The organism is Planctomicrobium stercoris (genome assembly GCF_051465655.1).
Lineage (GTDB): Bacteria > Planctomycetota > Planctomycetia > Planctomycetales > Planctomycetaceae > Planctomicrobium.
Genome location: NZ_CP195791.1, coordinates 2,336,422 through 2,356,190 on the forward strand (window position 1 = coordinate 2,336,422; position 19,769 = coordinate 2,356,190).

At 60.5% G+C, this 19,769-nt stretch carries 21 protein-coding genes; 5 read left to right on the plus strand and 16 right to left on the minus strand.

The window, feature by feature from the left end:
* Nucleotides 1-58: 58 nt before the first annotated feature.
* The 15 genes from SH661x_RS09770 to SH661x_RS09840 form a co-directional block, all read right to left on the minus strand.
* Complete coding sequence (locus SH661x_RS09770) at nucleotides 59-487, minus strand: helix-hairpin-helix domain-containing protein (RefSeq protein ID WP_437230410.1); 429 nt, start codon at nucleotides 485-487, stop codon at nucleotides 59-61.
* Between the two features lie 75 nt (nucleotides 488-562).
* A complete protein-coding gene (locus SH661x_RS09775) occupies nucleotides 563-2,893 on the minus strand; it encodes a phage major capsid protein (protein ID WP_437230412.1) in 2,331 nt (776 codons plus the stop codon).
* Nucleotides 2,886-4,415 (minus strand): phage portal protein, encoded by a 1,530-nt coding sequence (locus tag SH661x_RS09780; protein ID WP_437230413.1) that lies wholly within the window; start codon nucleotides 4,413-4,415, stop codon nucleotides 2,886-2,888. The genes SH661x_RS09775 and SH661x_RS09780 overlap by 8 nt, the downstream gene beginning before the upstream one ends.
* 3 nt (nucleotides 4,416-4,418) lie before the next feature.
* Complete coding sequence (locus SH661x_RS09785; protein WP_437230415.1) at nucleotides 4,419-4,610, minus strand: hypothetical protein; 192 nt, start codon at nucleotides 4,608-4,610, stop codon at nucleotides 4,419-4,421.
* Nucleotides 4,611-4,753: 143 nt separating this feature from the next.
* Nucleotides 4,754-4,972, minus strand: coding sequence for an NrdR family transcriptional regulator (locus SH661x_RS09790; RefSeq protein ID WP_437230417.1), 219 nt, complete (start codon nucleotides 4,970-4,972; stop codon nucleotides 4,754-4,756).
* On the minus strand, nucleotides 4,959-7,358 hold the full coding sequence (locus SH661x_RS09795; RefSeq protein ID WP_437230419.1) for a terminase gpA endonuclease subunit: 2,400 nt from the start codon (nucleotides 7,356-7,358) through the stop codon (nucleotides 4,959-4,961). Before SH661x_RS09795 ends, SH661x_RS09790 begins: the two co-directional genes overlap by 14 nt.
* Nucleotides 7,285-7,674, minus strand: coding sequence for a phage terminase small subunit P27 family (locus SH661x_RS09800; RefSeq protein WP_437230421.1), 390 nt, complete (start codon nucleotides 7,672-7,674; stop codon nucleotides 7,285-7,287). The genes SH661x_RS09795 and SH661x_RS09800 overlap by 74 nt, the downstream gene beginning before the upstream one ends.
* Nucleotides 7,671-7,880 (minus strand): hypothetical protein, encoded by a 210-nt coding sequence (locus SH661x_RS09805; protein WP_437230423.1) that lies wholly within the window; start codon nucleotides 7,878-7,880, stop codon nucleotides 7,671-7,673. Before SH661x_RS09805 ends, SH661x_RS09800 begins: the two co-directional genes overlap by 4 nt.
* Before the next feature lie 18 nt (nucleotides 7,881-7,898).
* The gene (locus SH661x_RS09810) at nucleotides 7,899-8,498 is read right to left on the minus strand and encodes a host-nuclease inhibitor Gam family protein (protein WP_437230425.1); all 600 of its coding nucleotides are present in this window, start codon (nucleotides 8,496-8,498) and stop codon (nucleotides 7,899-7,901) included.
* Nucleotides 8,499-8,547: 49 nt separating this feature from the next.
* Nucleotides 8,548-9,027, minus strand: coding sequence for a thermonuclease family protein (locus tag SH661x_RS09815; RefSeq protein WP_437230427.1), 480 nt, complete (start codon nucleotides 9,025-9,027; stop codon nucleotides 8,548-8,550).
* 57 nt (nucleotides 9,028-9,084) lie between these two features.
* Nucleotides 9,085-9,336, minus strand: coding sequence for a hypothetical protein (locus SH661x_RS09820; RefSeq protein ID WP_437230429.1), 252 nt, complete (start codon nucleotides 9,334-9,336; stop codon nucleotides 9,085-9,087).
* Between the two features lie 3 nt (nucleotides 9,337-9,339).
* Nucleotides 9,340-9,609 (minus strand): hypothetical protein, encoded by a 270-nt coding sequence (locus SH661x_RS09825; protein ID WP_437230431.1) that lies wholly within the window; start codon nucleotides 9,607-9,609, stop codon nucleotides 9,340-9,342.
* Nucleotides 9,610-9,700: 91 nt separating this feature from the next.
* Nucleotides 9,701-10,501 (minus strand): hypothetical protein, encoded by an 801-nt coding sequence (locus SH661x_RS09830; RefSeq protein ID WP_437230433.1) that lies wholly within the window; start codon nucleotides 10,499-10,501, stop codon nucleotides 9,701-9,703.
* Nucleotides 10,498-11,814 carry a hypothetical protein gene (locus SH661x_RS09835; protein WP_437230435.1) on the minus strand — a complete coding sequence of 439 codons (1,317 nt, stop codon included), beginning with the start codon at nucleotides 11,812-11,814 and terminating at the stop codon, nucleotides 10,498-10,500. The genes SH661x_RS09830 and SH661x_RS09835 overlap by 4 nt, the downstream gene beginning before the upstream one ends.
* Nucleotides 11,811-12,446 carry a hypothetical protein gene (locus SH661x_RS09840; RefSeq protein ID WP_437230437.1) on the minus strand — a complete coding sequence of 212 codons (636 nt, stop codon included), beginning with the start codon at nucleotides 12,444-12,446 and terminating at the stop codon, nucleotides 11,811-11,813. Before SH661x_RS09840 ends, SH661x_RS09835 begins: the two co-directional genes overlap by 4 nt.
* A 187-nt stretch (nucleotides 12,447-12,633) precedes the next feature.
* Here SH661x_RS09840 and SH661x_RS09845 point away from each other — a divergent pair, with 187 nt between their 5' ends.
* Nucleotides 12,634-12,834 (plus strand): hypothetical protein, encoded by a 201-nt coding sequence (locus tag SH661x_RS09845; RefSeq protein WP_437230439.1) that lies wholly within the window; start codon nucleotides 12,634-12,636, stop codon nucleotides 12,832-12,834.
* A 571-nt stretch (nucleotides 12,835-13,405) separates the two neighbouring features.
* Here the strand turns inward: SH661x_RS09845 and SH661x_RS09850 are convergent.
* Nucleotides 13,406-13,654 (minus strand): hypothetical protein, encoded by a 249-nt coding sequence (locus SH661x_RS09850; RefSeq protein WP_437230441.1) that lies wholly within the window; start codon nucleotides 13,652-13,654, stop codon nucleotides 13,406-13,408.
* A 286-nt stretch (nucleotides 13,655-13,940) separates the two neighbouring features.
* Here SH661x_RS09850 and SH661x_RS09855 point away from each other — a divergent pair, with 286 nt between their 5' ends.
* The 4 genes from SH661x_RS09855 to SH661x_RS09870 all read left to right on the plus strand — a co-directional run bounded on the left by SH661x_RS09855 (nucleotide 13,941) and on the right by SH661x_RS09870 (nucleotide 19,764).
* Nucleotides 13,941-14,741, plus strand: a complete 801-nt coding sequence (locus tag SH661x_RS09855; RefSeq protein WP_437230443.1) for a DNA-methyltransferase — start codon at nucleotides 13,941-13,943, stop codon at nucleotides 14,739-14,741.
* A 344-nt stretch (nucleotides 14,742-15,085) separates the two neighbouring features.
* Entirely contained in the window at nucleotides 15,086-17,938 is a 2,853-nt protein-coding gene (locus SH661x_RS09860) for a hypothetical protein (protein WP_437230445.1), read from the plus strand.
* 183 nt (nucleotides 17,939-18,121) lie between these two features.
* Nucleotides 18,122-18,862 (plus strand): IclR family transcriptional regulator, encoded by a 741-nt coding sequence (locus SH661x_RS09865; protein WP_437230447.1) that lies wholly within the window; start codon nucleotides 18,122-18,124, stop codon nucleotides 18,860-18,862.
* 107 nt (nucleotides 18,863-18,969) lie between these two features.
* Nucleotides 18,970-19,764, plus strand: coding sequence for a hypothetical protein (locus SH661x_RS09870; RefSeq protein ID WP_437230449.1), 795 nt, complete (start codon nucleotides 18,970-18,972; stop codon nucleotides 19,762-19,764).
* Nucleotides 19,765-19,769: the final 5 nt, after the last annotated feature.

Below are 19,769 nucleotides of genomic sequence, written 5' to 3' on the forward strand. Positions count from 1 at the left end.
GAGTTCGGAAACAAAGGAAGCCTTCCCGGGCCGTCCTGTTGATCCGGAGGTTGCGGGCTTACGTCCCGTCTGCCTCGCTTGTGGGAGCTTTGTTCGACGTCCCAGAAGACTCAGAGGCGTCGAGAAAATCGTTGAACGCTGTTTCGATCTCTTTCGCGGCGGCGTCGCCGATTCCCTTGATCTTCACCAGATCGGGAACAGGGATCTTTTCGAGATCCTCGAGCGTCCGGATGCTGGCATCGAGCAAGGCCTTGGTGACCTGCTTTCGCAGCCCCAGGACCTCGATGGACGGTGTCTGATCACCAGACGGGCCGACCTGCGGTGGTGCGGATCCAGACGGCGCCGTCGGCTCCATGGAGCCTGCGACGGCCTGACCGAGGCGGAGCATGGAGGAGAGTTGACCGGGACGGATTGACTCATCCAGCAGATCGCCGGCCTGAAAGAGCCGATTGCCGACCTTGATGCGGCGGGTTGCAAAGTAGGGCATGGTCATGTCTCTGAGAGGAGTGAAGAAAAAAGTCCTGGGCGTCTCAAAATTCGTCAGCGCATCCGCGAGCGAGGATCATCCCTCGTTGCGCTGAATCGACTGGGTCCGGATCGCTTTGGCTCCGACGTCCAGTTTGATGTCCCAGCCCATGCCGTACGCACCCTGCTCGAGCTGGAAGCTGCGGACCGTTGGCAGGCCGCCGGTCCCGCGCAGGTAGCCGACCTCGATCGGCGGATACATCGAGTCGACGAGGAACCAGTCATCGGCGGAGCCGGCGATCAGCTCGCCGCTGTCCGGATCGAGCACGCCGTTGTCCAGACGTGCGTCGGAAATGCGAGCCCGGATCTTCCCGCGCAGGGTGTTGATGGTCGGACCACCGGTCGCGGCCGGATACATCGTTTCCGCGCTGGTGAGCAGGCCATCGGCGGTGAACTCAAGGGCAGCGGGACAAATCAGATGGGTCGGAGTGAGGTTGATGGTCACGCCGTTTTCGGTGATCGTCCTGAAATCGGTGATCGACGTCTTGAGGTTGGGTTCACTCAAGCCGCGGCCAGTGTTCCGGTTTTTGCGATCGGTGTGAAACAGGGCCTTTCCGTCACCCATCAGCGGATTGCTGAGCAGGATTGCGTACACAAGGGACGGTGTCAGTTCAGCGGCGGCATTCGCCAGCTGAACTGGACGATCCTTCAGCAGGTCGAACCGGTCGTCGATTATATCCTGTTCGTCGATCGTGATCTTTTTGGCGTACCGGAAGATCTTGTACTGCTCCCCTTTGTCCGACATCGTGCCGTGCTTGGCCGTTTTGCCGCGCGGGAGCTTCTCCATTCCGCCGTCGATCTCCATGCCGATCAGTTCCTGGGGCATGAAGTTCGGCACATCGGTATTACGCCGGGTCCAGGCGGCCGTGGTATCGTCGATCTGCTTGAACGTTTCCAGGACGACGGCACTGATGTTCGTTGTGAAGATCTTGTTCAGCGTTCCGCCCGACATCGCGGCCTGAATCACTTCGGACCGCCCGTATCCGGTATACCGGCCTTCGATCCGATTGACCTCGCGGCAGAGGTCGATCATCCCCATGTCGCGGAACTGATGAGCCGCTTCCATGGTCCGCTGCCGCGCGTCGGTGTTGAGTCCGGCCCGCAACCAGCTGGGGAGGTTCATCACGAGGCCTGCAGGACCTGCGAACGCCTTATTGTCGAGAGAGACTCCGGCCTTGAGGAGCAACGCGCCGGAGAGAGATTCGAGAGTGCAGCTCCCTTCGTGAGAGTGTGCGTGCCCCGAGGGAGCGGACGGGCGCGCCTCCCGACGGGCTTCCAGCTCTGTCCGCTGCAGGTCCCAGCCTTCACTGATCGCGTGCGCCCGCAGATCGACGTCCTGGCCGTTGACCTTGAATTTCGGATTCTGGAACTGCGCGCAGATGCGAGTGACTCCATCGATGCGGACCTGTTCGGCGCGGATCGCTTCCACTGCACTGCTGCGCACCTGCCCCTGCATCGCCTGCAGGTCCAACGTTCCCTGAGCAGAGGCCGCTGCGGAGCGACGTCCGCGTGGGGTTCCGTTGCTGGCTGTGGCGTTCAGGGCGGCGGCGCCGGAGCGTGCGTTGGCCGCGCGGGCGTCCACGTTTTCATCGTCTTCGTCATCGGTTCCATCGGCGGCTTCAACGCTGCCGACTTCTGTATCGTAGGCAGTCCGCAGAACAGCGAGCTGCTCTGGGCTGAGGTCGGCCATGGTGAAACCGTTTTTCGCGAGCCATGCTTCGAAATCCATTGAATCGACTCCATTCGGGTTGAGTTGGCCAGACACGCTGGCACTGGTGTTGGGATCGCCGCCAAAGACGACGAAACTGATTTCGCGGATCACCGACTGATGAGCCACGTAACAGGGGCCAGGAAACGTCTGACCGTTGACTTCAACTTGCACGCCGGCGGCGATGAACTCCAGTTGCTGGGGAGGGATGAGCCATCCGCAGCTCGCCTGCCAGGGGAACTGATTGAGGCCTGTGCCGACGACCTCTTGTGCGGCATCACTCACGCCGGAAATGGTCCCGGCTGCCAGCACCTGAATCCCCTGAATCTGGACACTTTCGGAGTGACCGACGATCAGCTTGTGATCGTGATCCCGCAAAATGGGATTGACCTGTTTGGGGATCGACATGCCCTGAATGTCTGCCACCACGGGATAGTCGTATCCCAGAGGCATCATCAGTCCGCCGGTATAGGCGACCATACTGAAGCGCGGAAGTTTGGTTCCGGTCTCATCTCCGGCGGCCGCTTCAATTTTGGCGACCTGTCCGCTGGCGCACTGAAACCGCATCGGAGGACCGGCCGGTCGAACCGGTTGACGACGTGCCTGCAGCTGCTGGCGTTGACGTTTGGCGCGACGGGAGGCCGCTTTCGATCTAGACACCGATCAGGTCCTCCTCTTCATCACGTTCCAGAGTTTGTTCCTCGTCCTGCTCCTGCTTCTCCTCCTGCTGATCGGCGGGCGGAGATCCGGAACTGAACGTCGCCTTGAACAGCGACTGACGGTACTCCTCGACGCTGACACCGAAGCTGCGGGCGGCCCGTTCATCCTCCGTGTCGACGTCGTATCCTTCCGCCGCATATTCGAGTGCGCGGTGACTGACACCGGTTTTGATGCGGATCTGGACGCCGGCCGCTTCTTTCTGGGGATCAACGTGACCGCGAGAATCCCAGAACCAGCAATGAGGGATGATCTCCACGGGTCCCAGCGGGGGCAGGTAGCCAGGAATCAACAGAGCCTCATCCAGCCACTCGAAAAAGATTTTGTCGAGGCAGTCGAGCTCCCAGTCTCCGCGCTCGACATCGATCGAATGAAAGTAGGCCTGATGATCGAGCCGACCGCTCGAATAGTTGTAGCGCGAGCTGTCGGCGGCGGTGATTCCGTACGGCATCAGGATGCAGCGGCCGATCTCGATCGTCAGCACGCGCATGAACATTTCGAAGGTCGCCATCGGATGCGCGGCGACAAACTGCTTGAGCTGCCATCCTGCCGGCAGACTGGTGAGCATGTCATAGTCGATGTCGACCATGTCGAACGGCTCGACCGAGCTGTCGTACTCCTCATCCCCACTGACTGGCGCCTTGGTTTCGAGGACCCCGGTGAACTTGGCGGCGCTGCGTGCGTTGTGCAGGACTGCCAGCACATAATCCCGACGCAGGGCGCACAGGGGCAATGCCGGAGTGATCTCCGGAATGCCACGATGCTGCTCCGGACGGTCCTGCCGGAACAGATGGATGACGTGCTCGGCAGGCAGCTGTTCGACTTCAAACGCACCCGGGAAGAGTCCACCCGGGTGATACTTCAGGCGCTCGAAAATCTCCGGATTGCCGAAGTCGTCGAACTGGATCCCGTCGACGGCGCGGGGATTGGAGAGATAGCGTCCATGCGGAGACGCACACCGATCGGCCTCCCAGAGGATGAGATCCAGCTTCACGGCACAACGCAGTCGCGGATTCGTCGCCATCTGCGCGAAGGCCTCGCCATCCACCAGCTTGGCGATCCGCATCGTTCGGAGCTTGCGGGCCAGCTTCGTCTGGCGGGCCCATTCGGCGAACTTCGTTTCCACCGCGCGGTTGAACATCGCGTTGTGGGTCTGCATCTGCAGACGCGGACCCGTTCCGATCACGTCGTTGGCCAGCGTGTGCACGACTCCCTTCAGAATGGAGTCCGATTCGTGACACTCGTACCGGGCCCGGCTGCGGAGCGTGGCCCGGACTTCCGGAGAGTTCGCGGCATCCGCGGACATGCGGTCGGCATTGCGCCAGTACTTTTTGTTCAGCTCATTCGTGATCGCCGCATCATACCGGGCCTCGAGGCGGTTCCGTCGCATCTGGCGCAGCGTGCCATTCGACCGCGTCATGGCGGCGAAGTAGTTCATGGCTGCGCGGTTGGCCGAAGCGCTCATCGATTAGGTGGTTCCCCGGTTGCGGAGCTGAGAGAACTTGATCCCGGGGCCTTTCTTTTTGGCCGCTGCCTTTTCGGCGAGGTGGAGGTCCGCCTGGATCAGTTCCGGAATCGACTGCCTCTGGACCGACTGTCCGTCGACCGTGACACTCTTGGCTTTGCTCGCGGCCGACTCGATCTGCTCATCCAGACTCATGGTGACTCCAATAAGTCAGAGACGCCGGTACCGAAGGGAATCAGAGACCGGCGTCTCTGACGACGCCCAGGAAGGAGCCGGCATTACGCGATGGCCCAGCGCGAAAAAGCAAGATGAACACGCAGGAAAACACCAACGGAATCTCAGGTGGGGGGCAGATCTGCCCCTGACGGGACCGGTGCCGATCCCGGAATGACCTCTTCCCGCGTGGAGAACCGTGAGCCGCAATGGTCGCACTCGTGACGACGGATCCGCCGTGTGACCGGTTTCCCCTGCCAGCTGAACGAGACTTTTCGTGTCTTCAGGACATGTGAATCAGGACATCCGCACTGCGGGCACCAGGCATGTTCAGTCGCTTTCATTCTGCACCTTCCTGTTCTGTCGACGTTTCTCGGCACGACGCTCCGCCAGACTCCTGGCTTTGGCCGTCGCTGTCTTGGGGACCTGATGCGAGGCCGCCACGCGGGCACCGCACATCGACCCCAGCACGCAGTTGCCGGTGTACGCGTCGAGCTGATGCACTTCCGTTCCGGGACGGTCGTTCCAGACCTGCACCGCCCGGATTCCATCCATGACGACGGTCCTCACCGCTCCGTCGAGCTGCTCTGCCAGAAAATCATGGTTGGCCCGTCGTCGGGGCATTTTTCCGGACTTCGGCTCATATCCAAAGATCGTCACGCAGCCGGCGTTGCCGACCTCCGTGGACAGTCGCCGATGACCGAACGTCTTCCACTCCCCGACGTCGAACATGACATTCCGCATGCGGCCCCCTTTGGTCCGTCGCAAAATCCAGTTGTCTCCCAGCAGCTCACCGGGGCGCTGTCTGTACTCCGCGATCGTGATCGATCCGGGAGCAAACGATTTTCCGAAGGACGGGTACATGGTGTTCAGCCACTTCTGTTCGCGAATGACCCGCTGGACCACGCCCTTCTGATAACCCTGGTCGATCAGCCCTTTCGCGATCTGCATTTCCGCGCCATCCTCGCGCCGATACTTACGGGTCAGCAACTCCGTTCCCAGGACCTTCAGCCCCTGATACAGGGCCCCTTCATCCCCGGACTTCGGAAACTTCATGGCGAGTGTCGGCTTGAACGTCTGCATCCGCCAGCGGTCCCGAGGCGATTCCGGAAATGTTCCGTAGTCGATGATGTAGCCGGTGAAGTTCCATTCCCAGCCCATGACCATCCAGACCAGAGCCCGCTTGTGGCAGTCGATAAAGAGCGTCAGCCACTCCACTCCCAGCGGGACTTCGCCGCGCGCGTAGTTGTTCGTCTTGCGAGCGATCTCCGAGGCCTTCAGGAACTCCTCATCCGAGTTGGGATCTTTCGGATCATTCTGGTATTCGCTGAAGAAGGCTTCCGGATTCCGGAAGTACAGATGCATCGCCGACTGCAGCGCGGAGAGTTCATCGGGCCGCTTGCGGGCTTCCCAGGCGACCTTACCACCCTGGTCCATCTCCTTGCGGTGGCGCTTGTAAAAGCGGGTCGCCTCGATCGGAACAAACAGATCATCCTTTGACTTGAGGAGCTTCTCGAGGTCCGCTCCCGCCTCCTGCTGAGCCTTCAGCGCCCGGCGGAAGATGTCCCAGTACTCCTCCCAGATGTCCATGCGATCGGGGAACGAAATGAGCATCTTGGTCCGGAGCGGTCGAAACTCGGGATGCTTGTCGGGATCGAGAATCGTGTCCGCCATGTCACCTCGCGCGACGACCGTGAACGTTCCCAGCAGGGAGATCTTTTTTCCAGGACCCGCCAGCCCCAGAACGTCGGACGTCAGAATGCGGAGCCGCGTGGCGTTCTGCGGAGGCGACTCGGCACTCTCTCGCGTCTGCACGTCGTCGGGGCACACCAGATCCGGCCGCACCAGCTCGTTCCCGATGCGATGGACCGCACCGCGGATGGAGGAGAGAATTCCTCCCCCTTTGATGAGGGCGCCTGTGCCGGGCATGTCGGCGATCGTTGGCAGGCAGAGAATCTTTTTGCCGAACTTGATGCGGGTCCGCTGTCCGTTCTGCAGCTGACCTTTCGATCGATTGTGGATCCCCTCGAGCTTCCAGAGCGGATAGCAGATCTCCGGGAAGTCGGCCAGTAATCGGACGTTCGACTCGTAATCATACGTGATGATATCGAGCGACTCTTCCGCTTTCTCATCCGTCGCTCCGATCAGGTAGGCGAAGCGGGAATACCGGTTGTTGATCGCCCACTGGACGGCCGCCCGGATCGTCGTGGACTTTCCTTCACCGCGCGGCATCGCGACCGCGAACAGCGCACCCGCGAGGATCGCCAGCTGGGCCCGCGCGATCAGGATCAGATGGTTTTCGCTCCAGTCCAGCGGGAAGTCGTCCGGCCAATACGTCTTGAGCGAGAGTTTCAGATCCTTGCTGCACGCTTCCCTGCGTTCCGGATCCTCGATCGGGGGGAGCGGCCCGATATCCCGCCCCAGAGCGGAGTTCTTCGCCTGACGGAGACGCGTGCGTTCCTTGTGGCGTTCGTACGCCGAGAGTCCGCCGGGGCCGGCGTCAAGGTGATAGCCTTTGGCCCGGATCCTCTCGACCATCTTGCCGAGCGTTGTAATCTCATCGAGCGAGGTTACGAACGCCCCGAGCTGGTCGATCGACCGCAGTGGCCGGCCGGAGGCATCGGCCCGCTTCGAGAGCAGCTCGAGCAGATCCGTATCAGTTCGGTTGCTGCAGGCCCGCGCGAGCGCGGTCCAGCCAATCGGACAGCCCAGCAAGGGCGGTTTGATCATCTTCACTGAGGGGCTCATTCAGACCCAGCTCCTTGATCAACCGCTCTGCCAGTTTGATGCGATCGACCTGAATGCGGTTTGCCGGATGCGCCTTCAGCGCCTTGTATCCGCCGGTTTCCGTCGTGTGATCTTCCTCGACCGTCAGCCCTTCCTTGATGAGCTGCTCGGTCGCCAGGCGATACTCCGCGAGGCACTCGCAGAACATGATCACCTGACTCTCATGGATCAGGAGCATGCGGCCGCGCCGCTCCAGCTCCTCGATCACCGCCGGCCACAGCTCCTGAGCGTATTGGTGAATCCACTTCGGGCAGTTCACGAGGGGAAGACTCCGCGGAGGAAATAGCCGAGCAACGTGCCGGCGGCTCCGGCGATGGCGCCGTAGCTGTACCAGAGGATGAGGACCCGTGTGCGGATGCCGACGCGGTCCCGCGAGTCGTAATAATCCCCCTTGAGTGCTTTCACATCCTGCTCGACCTGACGGCAGGAGGTCTCCAGGCGGGTCAGTCGTTCCACCGCTTCCATGATTCAGCAGCCCTTTGATCAGAGAATGACGGTCACTTTTTCGGGATCGGACTTGATCGTGATCCCGTACTCTTCGAGCTGGCTCACCTCCAGCTGCTTGGCCTGCCAGGCCTCGAGGATCGACTGGCGATCGAGGGCAAAATTCAGCTTCAGGAACTGGAACAGGTCCGGAAACTCCTCCTTGAGCCTGTCGATCTCCGGCTGGAAGTCGAACTCCTTCAGCAGGCGTTCGACGAGGTCCTTGTCCTTGGTCCCTTCCGGCAGATGCACCTTCTCCGGCTGAGCGGTGCTGCGGATCGACCCCAGCGGGGTCTTGAAGGTCTTGCCCGCGGCGTACAGGCGATCGTATTCCGCCTGCGAATATTTGGTAATGGCCGACTCCAGCAACGTACGGTAGTCCGGAGCGGTCGTCCTCTCCCGGCCGATGCGGATGGCCAGGTCTTCCGATTTCTGCACAGCGGCGAGCTGTTCCGCCCGCTCGTAAGTCGCCTCCGCCTGTTTTTCAACGGCGGTGAGAAAGCGGTACCACTGCAGGGCGAGCTGCAGCTGTGCATCCGAGGTGATCGTCGGCTCGGCCCCGAGGTGTTTGGCCGGGCGGGTGATTTCTTGAGTGTTCATCTGCGGCATCCTTTCCGATGAAGGACTGCCGTTGCCGATTCTGTGCCGTTCAGCGGCCCAGCAGCTTCTCCAGCTCCGCTTTGGTCGGCTTCGCATGACCCTTTTTGACCATCCATTCGCTGAGCGTCTGTTTGTCTCCGGAAAGCTGCACATGTGCGAGCAGGCGACCGAACGTAAAGAGGTCATCGAGCCGGCCGGCGTCCCCGATCGGGATCATCAGCACGCCGCTCTGGCCGACCGCATGCGCCTTCAGGGTTTCGGCGGCGGCGAGGCCCGCCTGTTTTTCCCGCAAATCTTTCGTGTGCAGTTCGGCCGCCCAGCAGTCGAGCAGACGGATCCGCAGATCGAGCGTCACTCTCACCGTGAGGGTGTCGCCGTCGTAAACGTCGGTCACTTCACAGGGGAGCACCACCTGTGGCATCGGCGGATCGCCGGCCCGAGCATGATCAAAACACCAGAGTAAAAAGGCCGCAGCGGCAAAAATCACAATCAGGGAGAGAGCAGCAGTCATGCGGTCATACGATTTCATCACAGGCATCCTTTCGTGCAGGATTTGCAAGGGTGATTTGTAAAGTCGGGATCCCGATCAACAGCCGAGCTCCGCGCGATCGAATCCCGGATCCGGAGACTCAAGCAGCCAGGACAGAACACGATCACGATCCCTGGGAAAGCTGCCGTCGATCGATTCCCGCGCGTCGTAGCCGATGTCATTGCGGAGGTTGTAGTAGGTCTTGAGGCTCAGGCCGATCGCTGCGGCCGCTTCACGCTTGTGCGGGAAACGGGACGCCGCTTCCATGACCAGCATGCGCTTCACGACCTTGATGAGCGGTTCAGGCACAAATCAGACCTCAAAGCGACCGGCGGCATGCAGGCGGCCCGAGCGGTCGCCTGGACAGGAGAGATACTCGTTGCAGATCCGCCGTCGCTTTTGAGCGAGGATCACCAGTGGAGTCCGCATCGCCATGCGACGGCGCTTCGTCGATCGCGTGGCTCTCTGACTGGGAACCACACAGGCCGGCTTCGTGGGAGCTGCGGGAATCGCACCGGCGGGAACGATCGCCATCGCGGCAGCAGCGCCAAGGCCCAGAAACGAACGCAGGGAACGGAGCATCGACAGACCAGCTTTCTTGCCAGAGAAACCCCAGGCCGGAGGCCCGCGACCGGCCTGGGGAAGAACAGACGGACCCGCTCAATCAACCCGTTCAGATGCCGGGAGCAGGAATGAACGAGGTGTTGCTGGAGGCCGGGGTCGGCTGGCCTCCGGAGCTTGAGCTGCCGGCCGGAATCGATCCGGGGAACCGTCCCAGCGTCGGCAGATGCGACACGAGGATGCCGTTGGTGAGAGGCTGGAGATCATCTTCGGTCGGCCAGTTGTTGAGGTCCGGGACCGTGTCGATCATCTCCGTTGGCGTGAACCAGTCGGCCGGGTTGTAGGCCCCCAGCTGCGCCTCACTCAGGGTGAAATCGGCAGCGCTCGCTTCGGACAGGGGGACGTTGAACAGGTCCACCGCCATCGTGCGGTAGACCCGCTGGATGTACTGGCTGACCTGACCGGCGAATGCCTCGCTCACTTCCAGCACCTTGGCGTTCTCGCTGTGCTGCATCGCTTCCGTGAGCGAGAGCAACACGAGTCCGCAGTACTCCTTCATCCACTGGTTGCGGACGTTGAAGTACGGCACTGGATAAACCCGGAACTGCTCCGGAGCCGGGATCGCGTGCTGCGACTCCATGTTCGGAGTTCCGGAGGGGACAGCGCGTCCGGCGAAGAGCGTGCGAGCCCGAATGCAGAGCTTGTGGATCCGCCGAAGTGTGTTGATCGATGGGGGAGTCGCGAGCCGCGCATCCGTGTGGAACATGATGTTCTGCAGGTTGCGACCGATGGTGTCGGTAAACAGCCGGATCGTGCTGTTCTGGCTCTGGATGTCGTCCCCATAATTGGGGACCGCGAGACCATAATTGGCCCAGTCGCCGACGTTGTAGTGCAGAAACGCATCGTTCTTCATGACTTACCTTTGCCTTTGCTGGAGAGATACTGCGAGATGAACTCCTTGAGCGTCTCAAGAGTGTTCACCGCGCCGGGGAACCTTTCGACGAGCGCACGCGAGGCCCATTCATACGCCTCACGGAAAGAATCACATTCATAAGGCGCGAACACCGGGGATGCCGGCAGGGCCGCGTTCTTGGCAGCGAGCTGAGCAGTCAGCTGTTTGATTTCCTTGGTCAGTCGATCGACCTCATTGACGAGCTGGTACCGCTCCTTCTGCAGCTGAGCACAGCGGGGGCTGTCCTCGGCTCCTGTTGCTGCTGCGTCCCAGCTCTCGAGAAGCCCTTGGTATCGCTTCTCCCAGCTCTGGCTGATCCCTTCCCACATCTTGCAACGTGGGCAATCACCCTTTGCTAACTGAGTCGGCATTTCGTCAGTCCCTCCGAGCGGATCTTTCCACTGGCGACGACGTCCGACTTTGCGGAGCAGCCACACTGCAACGCCAGCGATCCCGAATGAACTACCGCCAACTCCCAGGAACGCGGCCAGTTCAGCAACGGTGAAGCTGGCGGAAAGAACCCGCACCGAACGGGACCAGATCGACGACGAAGGGGGGGAGCTGGCGTCGGATCGGTCCTGCACGTTCGGTGCGGTGATCGGAGTGACGGTGGGGGTAAGCGGTTCGACCTGCGGGACCGGCGCGGTGTCCCGCCGGCGAAGCTGTTGCACGATCTCGCCATAAAACGACTCGAGCCGCTCGAGCTGCTGGGGGAGCTGATCAACGTCCTTGAGCTTCGCGTTGACATCCTGCAGGCGTTCGATCATCTCCGCCTGGTCAGCAGCGCGGGCCGTGTCCCGCTCCTGCTGCAGCTGTTGCTTGAGCTGCTCCAGATCCTGCAGGAGCGCGGCCGCCAGATCGCTGCGGATCTGCTCGGGAGTGAGCTGCTGGGGAGCCGGCGGCGGTGCTTGAGGTCCGGCAGCCGGAGCCGGTGATCGTCGCCGCAGGCACAGCTCCGCAAGGAGCACATCGGCGCCGCGAAAGCCGCGAATGAGGGGGAGTCCCTGACGGGCAAAGCTGGGACCGCAGTTGATCCCTCGCGTGAACGCGAACACCGGTTGCTGTTCAATGAAAAACCAGCGGACCTGATACGAGGCCTCGATCGCGTCCCGCAGGCCGGCATCCTGCTGGTACGTGCGGACGAAAGCGAGCTGGTTCGGAAAACGATGATCTTCCGCGACCGAGCCGGCCAGCCAGATGTCGAGGATCGGCTTGTCTCCGGCGCTTGCCGAAGAGCAGAGCAGCAACAGCACCCACAGCAGCAGCACTCTCATGCAGCCTCCTCACGGATGATCCGCAGCGGCGCGATGTCGCGCATGTGGAGCCGGTATCGATCGAGCCTGACGATCTCCCTCAGCAGCCGGCCGGGGGAGTACAGCGCCGGATCATCCTGATTGAGGATCCCCAGTCGCATGAGGACGGCGGCGAGCAGCTCGGAGCAGAAGACTTGATCAAGGTTCGCCTGATAAAGACGCCGCATCACATGACGCAGACGCAGGCCCGAGCCGACTGCTCCGCGCATGTCGTACTGTGCGCCGTAGCGGAGAAAATGAGAGATCAGCCAATGCTGCAGGTCGAGCTGTTCGTGACCTTCGAGTTTGAAGATGCCCTGCAGTCGGTACAGATCGGTCCGCCCACCGCTGAGCATGTAATCGGAGACGCGATCCCAGGGCTCATGGATCTGCACGCCGGAGACACGTTCACCACGCACCAGACAATTGCGGGGACATTTGGTGGTCGACTCGACCAGGACGAGCCGGCCCTCGAATTCGCAGATCATCGCCACGTGTGAGGGTGGGGACCAGCAGCTCCACGGATCGACCGGCCAGGTCGTGCCCCAGCGGATCACGCGCGAAGTCAGATCGCTGCCGTAGCAGGCGAGGATATCTCCCGGCTCCCAGTCCATTGGGCTGTTTTCCCCCGCATCCGAGCGGTAGCATCTTGATGGATCTGCTCGCGGTGGCATCATGCACTGCCGCGAGCAAAGCTGGAAATCCCCGGACCGTCACATCCATGCGTGGTTGATCGGAGAGGCTCGCATTACGCGATGGCCCAGATCGAAAATGCAAGATCAAAACCGAAGGGATTTCGAAATGGTCGGCGACCAATGGATTAAGTACCGAACCAATCTGGCAGGCAAAGCGGCACTGCGGCGCTACTGCAACAGGACAGGCCTTTCGCAGCAGGAGGTGGCCAGGCGCCTCTGGGAGCCGCTTCTCCGATCGATCCAGCAGGGCTGCTTCCCTGAGTTGCCGACCGTGTCGGAGCAGGACGATCAGCAGCAGGCCGCGTGAGTCTGCGCCATATGGCAGGCTCCCACACAGGGCTCATATGGCGGGCTCCCACACAGGGCTCATATGGCGGGCTCCCATATGAGCGTCGCCCCGACCGGCCCCCCCGGTCTTGGGTCCTTCCGGATCGCCCCGGAAGCCGCCGACCCAGGCGGAAGCCGTCGAACGACCTCACACACTTTCTTTCGCGCGATTTTTTATTCGGAGGAGCAAAGATGATCGAGAAAACTCAGGTGACCTGCGTCTATTGCGGTCAACCAACGGATGAAAAAGTAGACACGGAAATTGGTGGACCGCAGTGATCACGGCACAACGTGGCGAAGAGCCAGAATGAGCAAATGAATTTTAAGAGAATTACGAGCGTGACAGGAAGTCGCTGTACGCTTCAGCGCAAGCCTCACACCCACATTCGCCGTGGCACGGATCCTCACATGTATCCTGGCAAGTGCACGGAAGGCCTGTGTAAGTGCCCGACGGTGGCCATCGCCTCATGCCCTCAGAGGAGGGCGTGGATTCCGATTCCTGCCGCATTTCAATTCTTTCGAATGAAGTCTGGAAACTGCTGGTTAACGCTCTACCAGAAGCGATGTTCCAGGCGATGCAAAATCGGCGTTTCACCGCGAGGCCCGATGACCAGAAACGTACCGTCAGGAAGTTTCTTTGCTGGTTGGCCCATTGCAGTCTGATACTTTACCTCAGTAACGACTGTTGTCGTTCGTCCTGCTACGTCGGTGTCATCTTTTGTTGTGGTGATTTCATGGATCTCCATCGCAAATCCGAGATCATGAATAACATCAATTTTGTCTGTAACAGACTGGCCCATTGTTTCATCTCCGTTCGAGGTTGGGGAAGGTGTTCGCCTTCAATGCTGATTGAAGGCGTTTGGATTTTCCAGTCCGGGAACTCGGATTTCTCGCCTCCTCGGCTCCTGATTTCTTGAGTGTTCATCGCGGCACGGAAGCTGCAAGCAGTGCAGACAGAAAGCGGGGCTCCCAGCTGCGGGAACAGACTGGAAGCCCCTGACACGGACGTCGGATCGAGCAAGCCGATCGCAACATCCGCATGTGCGGATAGAGGGCGGTTGAGAAGTGAAGTCAGCAAAACATGGAGTGAGTCGAGGAAGCGAGTCGGGAAAACCATCGGAGGTTTTCGAGCAAGGAGGTCTGCAGCTGCGGAGGGGAGATGTTCTTCAGCTTTTGCCGGGTCTGCAGGCTGAATCGGTTGATGCGGTCATCACCGATCCTCCCTACTGCAGCGGAGGCACGACCGCCACAGCCCGCAAAGGTGATCCCGCAGAGAAGTACTGCCACAGCGGCAACACGCTCGGCCGGCCCAGCTTTGTCGGCGACACCCGCGATCAGAGATCGTTCGCCTACTGGTGCACGACCTGGTTGACATTAGCCCGCCAGGTGAGCAAGCCGGAGGCTTACTGCCTGGTCTTTATTGACTGGCGCCAGTTGCCGGCGATGACCGACGCCCTGCAGGCCGCGGGGTGGACGTGGCGAGGGGTCGCAGCTTGGAACAAGGGTCGAGGAGCTCGGGCGCCTCACAAGGGTTACATGCGGCACCAGTGCGAGTACATCGTGTGGGGCACCAACGGAGCGATCCCGATCCTGCAGGACCGGGGCCCGTTCGATGGGTGCTTTGATGTGCCCGTGAAACAAAGCGACAAATTCCACATGACCGGCAAGCCGACGCAGCTGCTCCGCGAACTGGTGCAGGTGGCTCCGGTCGGCGGGACCGTACTCGATCCATTTTCAGGCAGCGCCACGACTGGTGTGGCGGCCGCTCTCGAGGGCCGCAAGTTCATCGGGTTCGAAGCCACGTCGGAGTACTTCGAGATCGGTCGCGAGAGACTGCAGGCCGCGAGCGAAGGAAACCAGCTGAGTCGTGCTCCTCGCTGCCGATAGAAAGGCTTGAAGACTTCGCCGGTTTGTGTGGTCGCGGCACTTGCTACCTATCGCAATGGCTGGGACAATTCTCAAGTCATTTACATCACGTTTGTGGCCTTGGTTTTTGTCCCAGTTTGTTGAGGTACCTGCCGGCGCGAGTCTCAGATTGTGGATCTGGGGGTCGCGGGTTCAAGTCCCGTTACTCACCCTTCACTGGTTTTGGAAGTGAGTCTTGCCGGTTCCCCTCCGGGTGCGGATGGTCGGAATGTCCGGTGCTGAAATCGCCGTGAACATGCGTTCCGGGCGGTCGAATCGGACCTGTTCGAGAATTTCTCGGACCTCTCTGGCTGGGCGGAGACCGAATGGGCCACGCAACCCTTCGTGTCGCCCGTATGAAATACAAACAGCTGATCGTCCTGATCCCCTCTCATGGACTGGAGGATCTGCCGACCGATCTGGCCGAAAAGCCAGCTGCCAGTCTGATCAACGGATTCGCCTGCCTGTGGCATCCCGCCCTCATCGCTTCCGGCGAAGTGATTCCTCAATGGCAGCGAGCCGACTCGCCCCAGGGAGACCTGGCCTCCCGGCTGACTCTCATCCCCATTCCCAGTCAGGACGTTCTTCCCGTGGGCTGGGTCGAACAGGCCCGCTCTGTCGGCGGAGTGGTCATTTCCGGGGAGCATGATCGGGAGAAGATTCTCACTCAGGCTCTCGCGCCGCTGGGACCCTTGCCGGAACTCGATCCGGAACTGGTTGCCGACTTCATCGCTTTCGGAACGACGTATCTGCTGCTGGAGCTGTTGACCCGGCGGATGCGAAACTTCAACCACATTGATGAAGGTTATCTGCACCGTGAAATGGTGGCGGCAGCGACCGCTGCGGTGAATGCGGATCCCGCTGCGGCTCGTAAGCATCTGACAACCTGTTATGAGATGCTGCTGGAGTCGCGTGAACGGTTTTATCCCGTCGAATGTTTTCTGCTCGACTTGTGCCTGATCACTCCCGAGACCGCCAACGAGTCGTTTGAACGCCTGTTGCAGTCCCCTGCCCCTTTTAACGTGCATGCTCCTGCACAGGTCTGGCAGACGATTGTGGAGAGCGATCCCCGCTGGTCCGACCGCGTTCAAGCCGCACTGGAACGCAAAACGCTGGAACTGGTCGGCGGAGATGATGAAGAGGTTGGCAGTGCTTTGATGTCGCTCGATTCGACGATCTGGCATCTGCAGACCGGACGAGCGATTTATCAGAAATTGTTCGGACGAATGCCAGTCACCTGGGGACGTAAGCGGTTTGGAATCGGGCCGCATCTGCCGCAGATTCTGGGGCGCTTCGGATATCAGGGGGCGATGCATCTGGTCCTCGATGACGGGATTTATCCGGATCAGGAACAGTCTCAGGTTCGTTGGGACGGAAACGACGGCGGCTTCATCAACGCCATCAGTCGAATTCCGCTCCCCGCCGACGGGGCCAGCGGAATCTTCCGGTTCGCCGAACGGATGTCCGAGTCGATGGACATGGACCATGTGGCAGCCGTCATGTTCGCCCGCTGGCCGGATATGCGAACTCCTTTTCTGGATGATCTCCGGCGAGCTCAGGCCTACGCCCCGGTTCTCGGAAAGTTTGTCTGCTTCGAAGAGTATTTTTCCCGGGCTAGCGGTCCAGCGCGTCGATTGAGTCACCAACCGGACGAATACCTGTCCCCTTCGCTCGTGCATGCTGTCGCAGCGCGCGAAGCTGATCCGGTCGGACGGCACATCCGCTACTGGGAGCGCCAACGCGCCTTCGATCAGGCGGACTGGACCCGGCAGGTGGCCCGGGTGCTGATGAGTGAATTCGGCCCGGATGAATCTGCTTCGCAGTTGCAGGCTGCGGTGGAAGCGGCCCACCCGGAAGCGCCTCAGGAAATTCAGGCAGCTGCGGATCAGGCGATCACAAAAGAGTTTTCCAGATCCGTGCCGCGACTGCAGTCGATTGTGACCGGAGGCGGCGAAGCGGGACCCGGTGTTCTGATCTTCAATCCTTTGTCGTTTCCACGCAAGACGCTCATTGAATGGCCATCCGGCAGCGTTCCCCCGCAGGACCGCAACGTGCTGGGGGTGCAGGTTGACAGTGATCGCACACTTGCTTTGGTGAATCTTCCCCCCTGTGGATTTCTCTGGCTGGCGGGAGGACCGGCGCGGGCGAATACTCCCCCCGGGAAGATTCCGCTGGCGGAGGAGCTTTTGCTCCGGAACGATCTGTTTGAAGTGCGTTTCAGCGAAGCGACTGGAGGGATCGCCGGCATCCAGACATACCGTCGCAGCCCCAATCGCCTGAGTCAGCAGGTTGCTCTGCGTTTCCCTCACGAAAAACTGGTCAGCGTGGGTGAAGGAGAAGAACGGGAATCGATCAAGACGTTTTACACCAGCATGCAGATGCGAGAATCCCGCATTCTGAGCGAAGGTCCGCTGGTGGGTGAGATTGAAACGCTCGGGGATCTGGTCGACGAAAACGCCGGGGAAGTTGTCGCCACCTATCGCCAGCGGTCACGCGTGGTGCGGGGACGGCCGGTGGTGGAAGTGGAGTTGGAGGTTTGCCCTGCCCGGATGCTCGAAGGGGATCCCTGGTCGAACTACATCGGCTGTCGTTTTGCCTGGCGGCATATCGATGTCGCACTCACAGCATCAATGCAGCAGGGAGCCCATGCCGCCCGGAAACAACGGATTGAAGCTCCGCACTTCCTCGAGATTGCTGACGACGATTTCCGCACGACGATTCTCACTCCAGGCCTGTCGTTCCATCGCAAGACCGGCGAACGGATGCTCGACACTCTCCTGATGACCGAGGGGGAGACGACCCGTCAGTACCGCTTTGCCATCGCGATTGATACGAAATATCCGATGCAAGAGTGTCTGGATGAATACTCGCCGCCGATCGTCGTTCCGACGCAGACCCGTCCGCCGGAAGGGAGTCGCGTTGGCTGGTTCTTCGGTCTGAGTGCTGCCAATGTTCAGCTGACCCGCATTCTCCCTTCCTCGACTCCCAACAGCGTGATCGTTCGTCTTCTTGAGACGGAAGGCCGCGGCCGCGTGCTGGGGCTGCAGTGTTTCCGGACTCCCACCTCGGCCCGTCAGGTCAACTTTCGAGGAGAGACCGTGATGACATTGCGAATCGACGATGCTGTCAATGTGGAGATTTCTCCGTACGAGATCTGCGATATCGAGCTCACGTTCTAAGTCATGATTGGACATCCTGTCGGACAGACTGCTTCGATCTTCCCGCTGATTGCCGGAATCCCCGCATCCAATTACAATTCGACGCCAAACTTGAAGTGACCCAGCGGCGGCAGATCGCTCGGACACGGTCGCTGTTCAACTTGTCTGAGATGTCGTGCTGAATCAGGAGAACGTGATTCGAACATGGATACTTCCTCGCTGGGAAAAGCGTTCCATGTTCTTGAGGTCCTGGCCGCTGCCGACGGCGCCCTGCCGCTGGCGACCATCGCTTCGGAATTAGGACTTCACAAGCCGACCGTGCATCGCCTGCTGCAGGAGCTGGGACAGCTCGGTTACGTCAGCCGCATCGACAAAGGGAAGTATCAGATCACCGCGAAGCTCCGGCGACTCTCGTCAGGGAAGCTGGATGATTCCCTCGTGGAGACCGCAGACCCGTTTCTCCGGTCGCTGCATGATCGGACGGGCGAGACGATCAATCTGGGAGTGCTGCGGGGAACACACGTCCGCTATCTGCGGATCCTGGAAAGTCGACATCCCTTTCGCCGGGTCGTCGAACAGAACAGCACCGATCCTTTCTACTCCACCGCGCTGGGACGTGCCGTGACCTCCGGTCTGAGCGAGGAAGACTGGAGTGACCTGCTCAGGCGGACCAAACTGATCGTGCGGACACCGCTCACGGTTGTTGACCCAGCGGAGCTGACGAAGATTCATCAGCGTGCACAAAAAGAGGGTTACGCGGTTGAGCAGGATCAGAATGACGTCGGCATCACCTGCATTGGTGCTCCCTTGCGGGCCGGTCAGGAAGTTGTGGCAGCGATCAGCCTGAGCATCCCCACAGCCCGTGTGACGCCGGACGCAATGCCTGAGCTGATTGATAGTGTCGTTCAATCGGCACGGCAGATTTCGGAACAGCTGTCTGTGTAATGCCGCTATGACCCGATCCGGTTCTGGGAGTATCTCGGAGAGAACTTCTCGGGTACACTGGTCGACGAGCTTCGTTGCTGCGGAATCACTCTGCTGAGAAGGGGCCAATGATGCGCATGCTCAAACGGTGGATGACCGGAGTTGCACTGCTTTGCGGATTCCATTTTTGTCAGCCGGTCGTCTCCGCAGCCGAAACGTTGATGGAGAAATGGACAGCCGGAGTCGAGGAATACAAGGAAACCCGCGAGAAACTGACGGCCGGGCTTGAGAAGCTGTTTGATGTCGCCGAGGCGAAGGCTAAGGGGTCCGCAAACACCCCTTTACAGAGTCAAGTACAGCGGGAGCGGACCGACTTCAGTACCCAGCGGATTCTTCCCCGGCACGTCAATTCGAGTGCGTATACGCGTGGCATGACTCAAGCCGCATTCAAGCTGCGCCAGCTGGCAACGAAAACGAAAGCAGCACTTCAGAAGGAAGGTCTCACTGCTGATGCTGCCAAGGTGGATCTCGAGCTGGAACAGGCGCTGGGGCCTCTTCCTCCCCGCACTCCCGCTGTCGTTTCGAATGATCCCCGCACATTCTGGGCTTCAGAAGGGGAACTGGCTCATTTCCGCCTGCTGACCGACGGGACCTGGCATGAGTGCGGTCCGGGGGGCGATGGTGGGCAGATCTGGGTGGAGATCGGCCGAAGCGCCACTGCGATCGATCTGATGGATGAAAATCGGCACTTTGCCATGCGGCTTCAGAAAGACAAGGCCTCGGTGGATTACGAGTACTCCGGAAAATCACAGCCACGGCTCGCGATCTGGAAGCGTGGCCGGTGGCTGTCCACCGCGGAGGCCAATGCCATTATCGATGAAGAGGCGGCCAGGCTCGGTGTCGGGACGCCGGTCGTGAAGTAGGATTC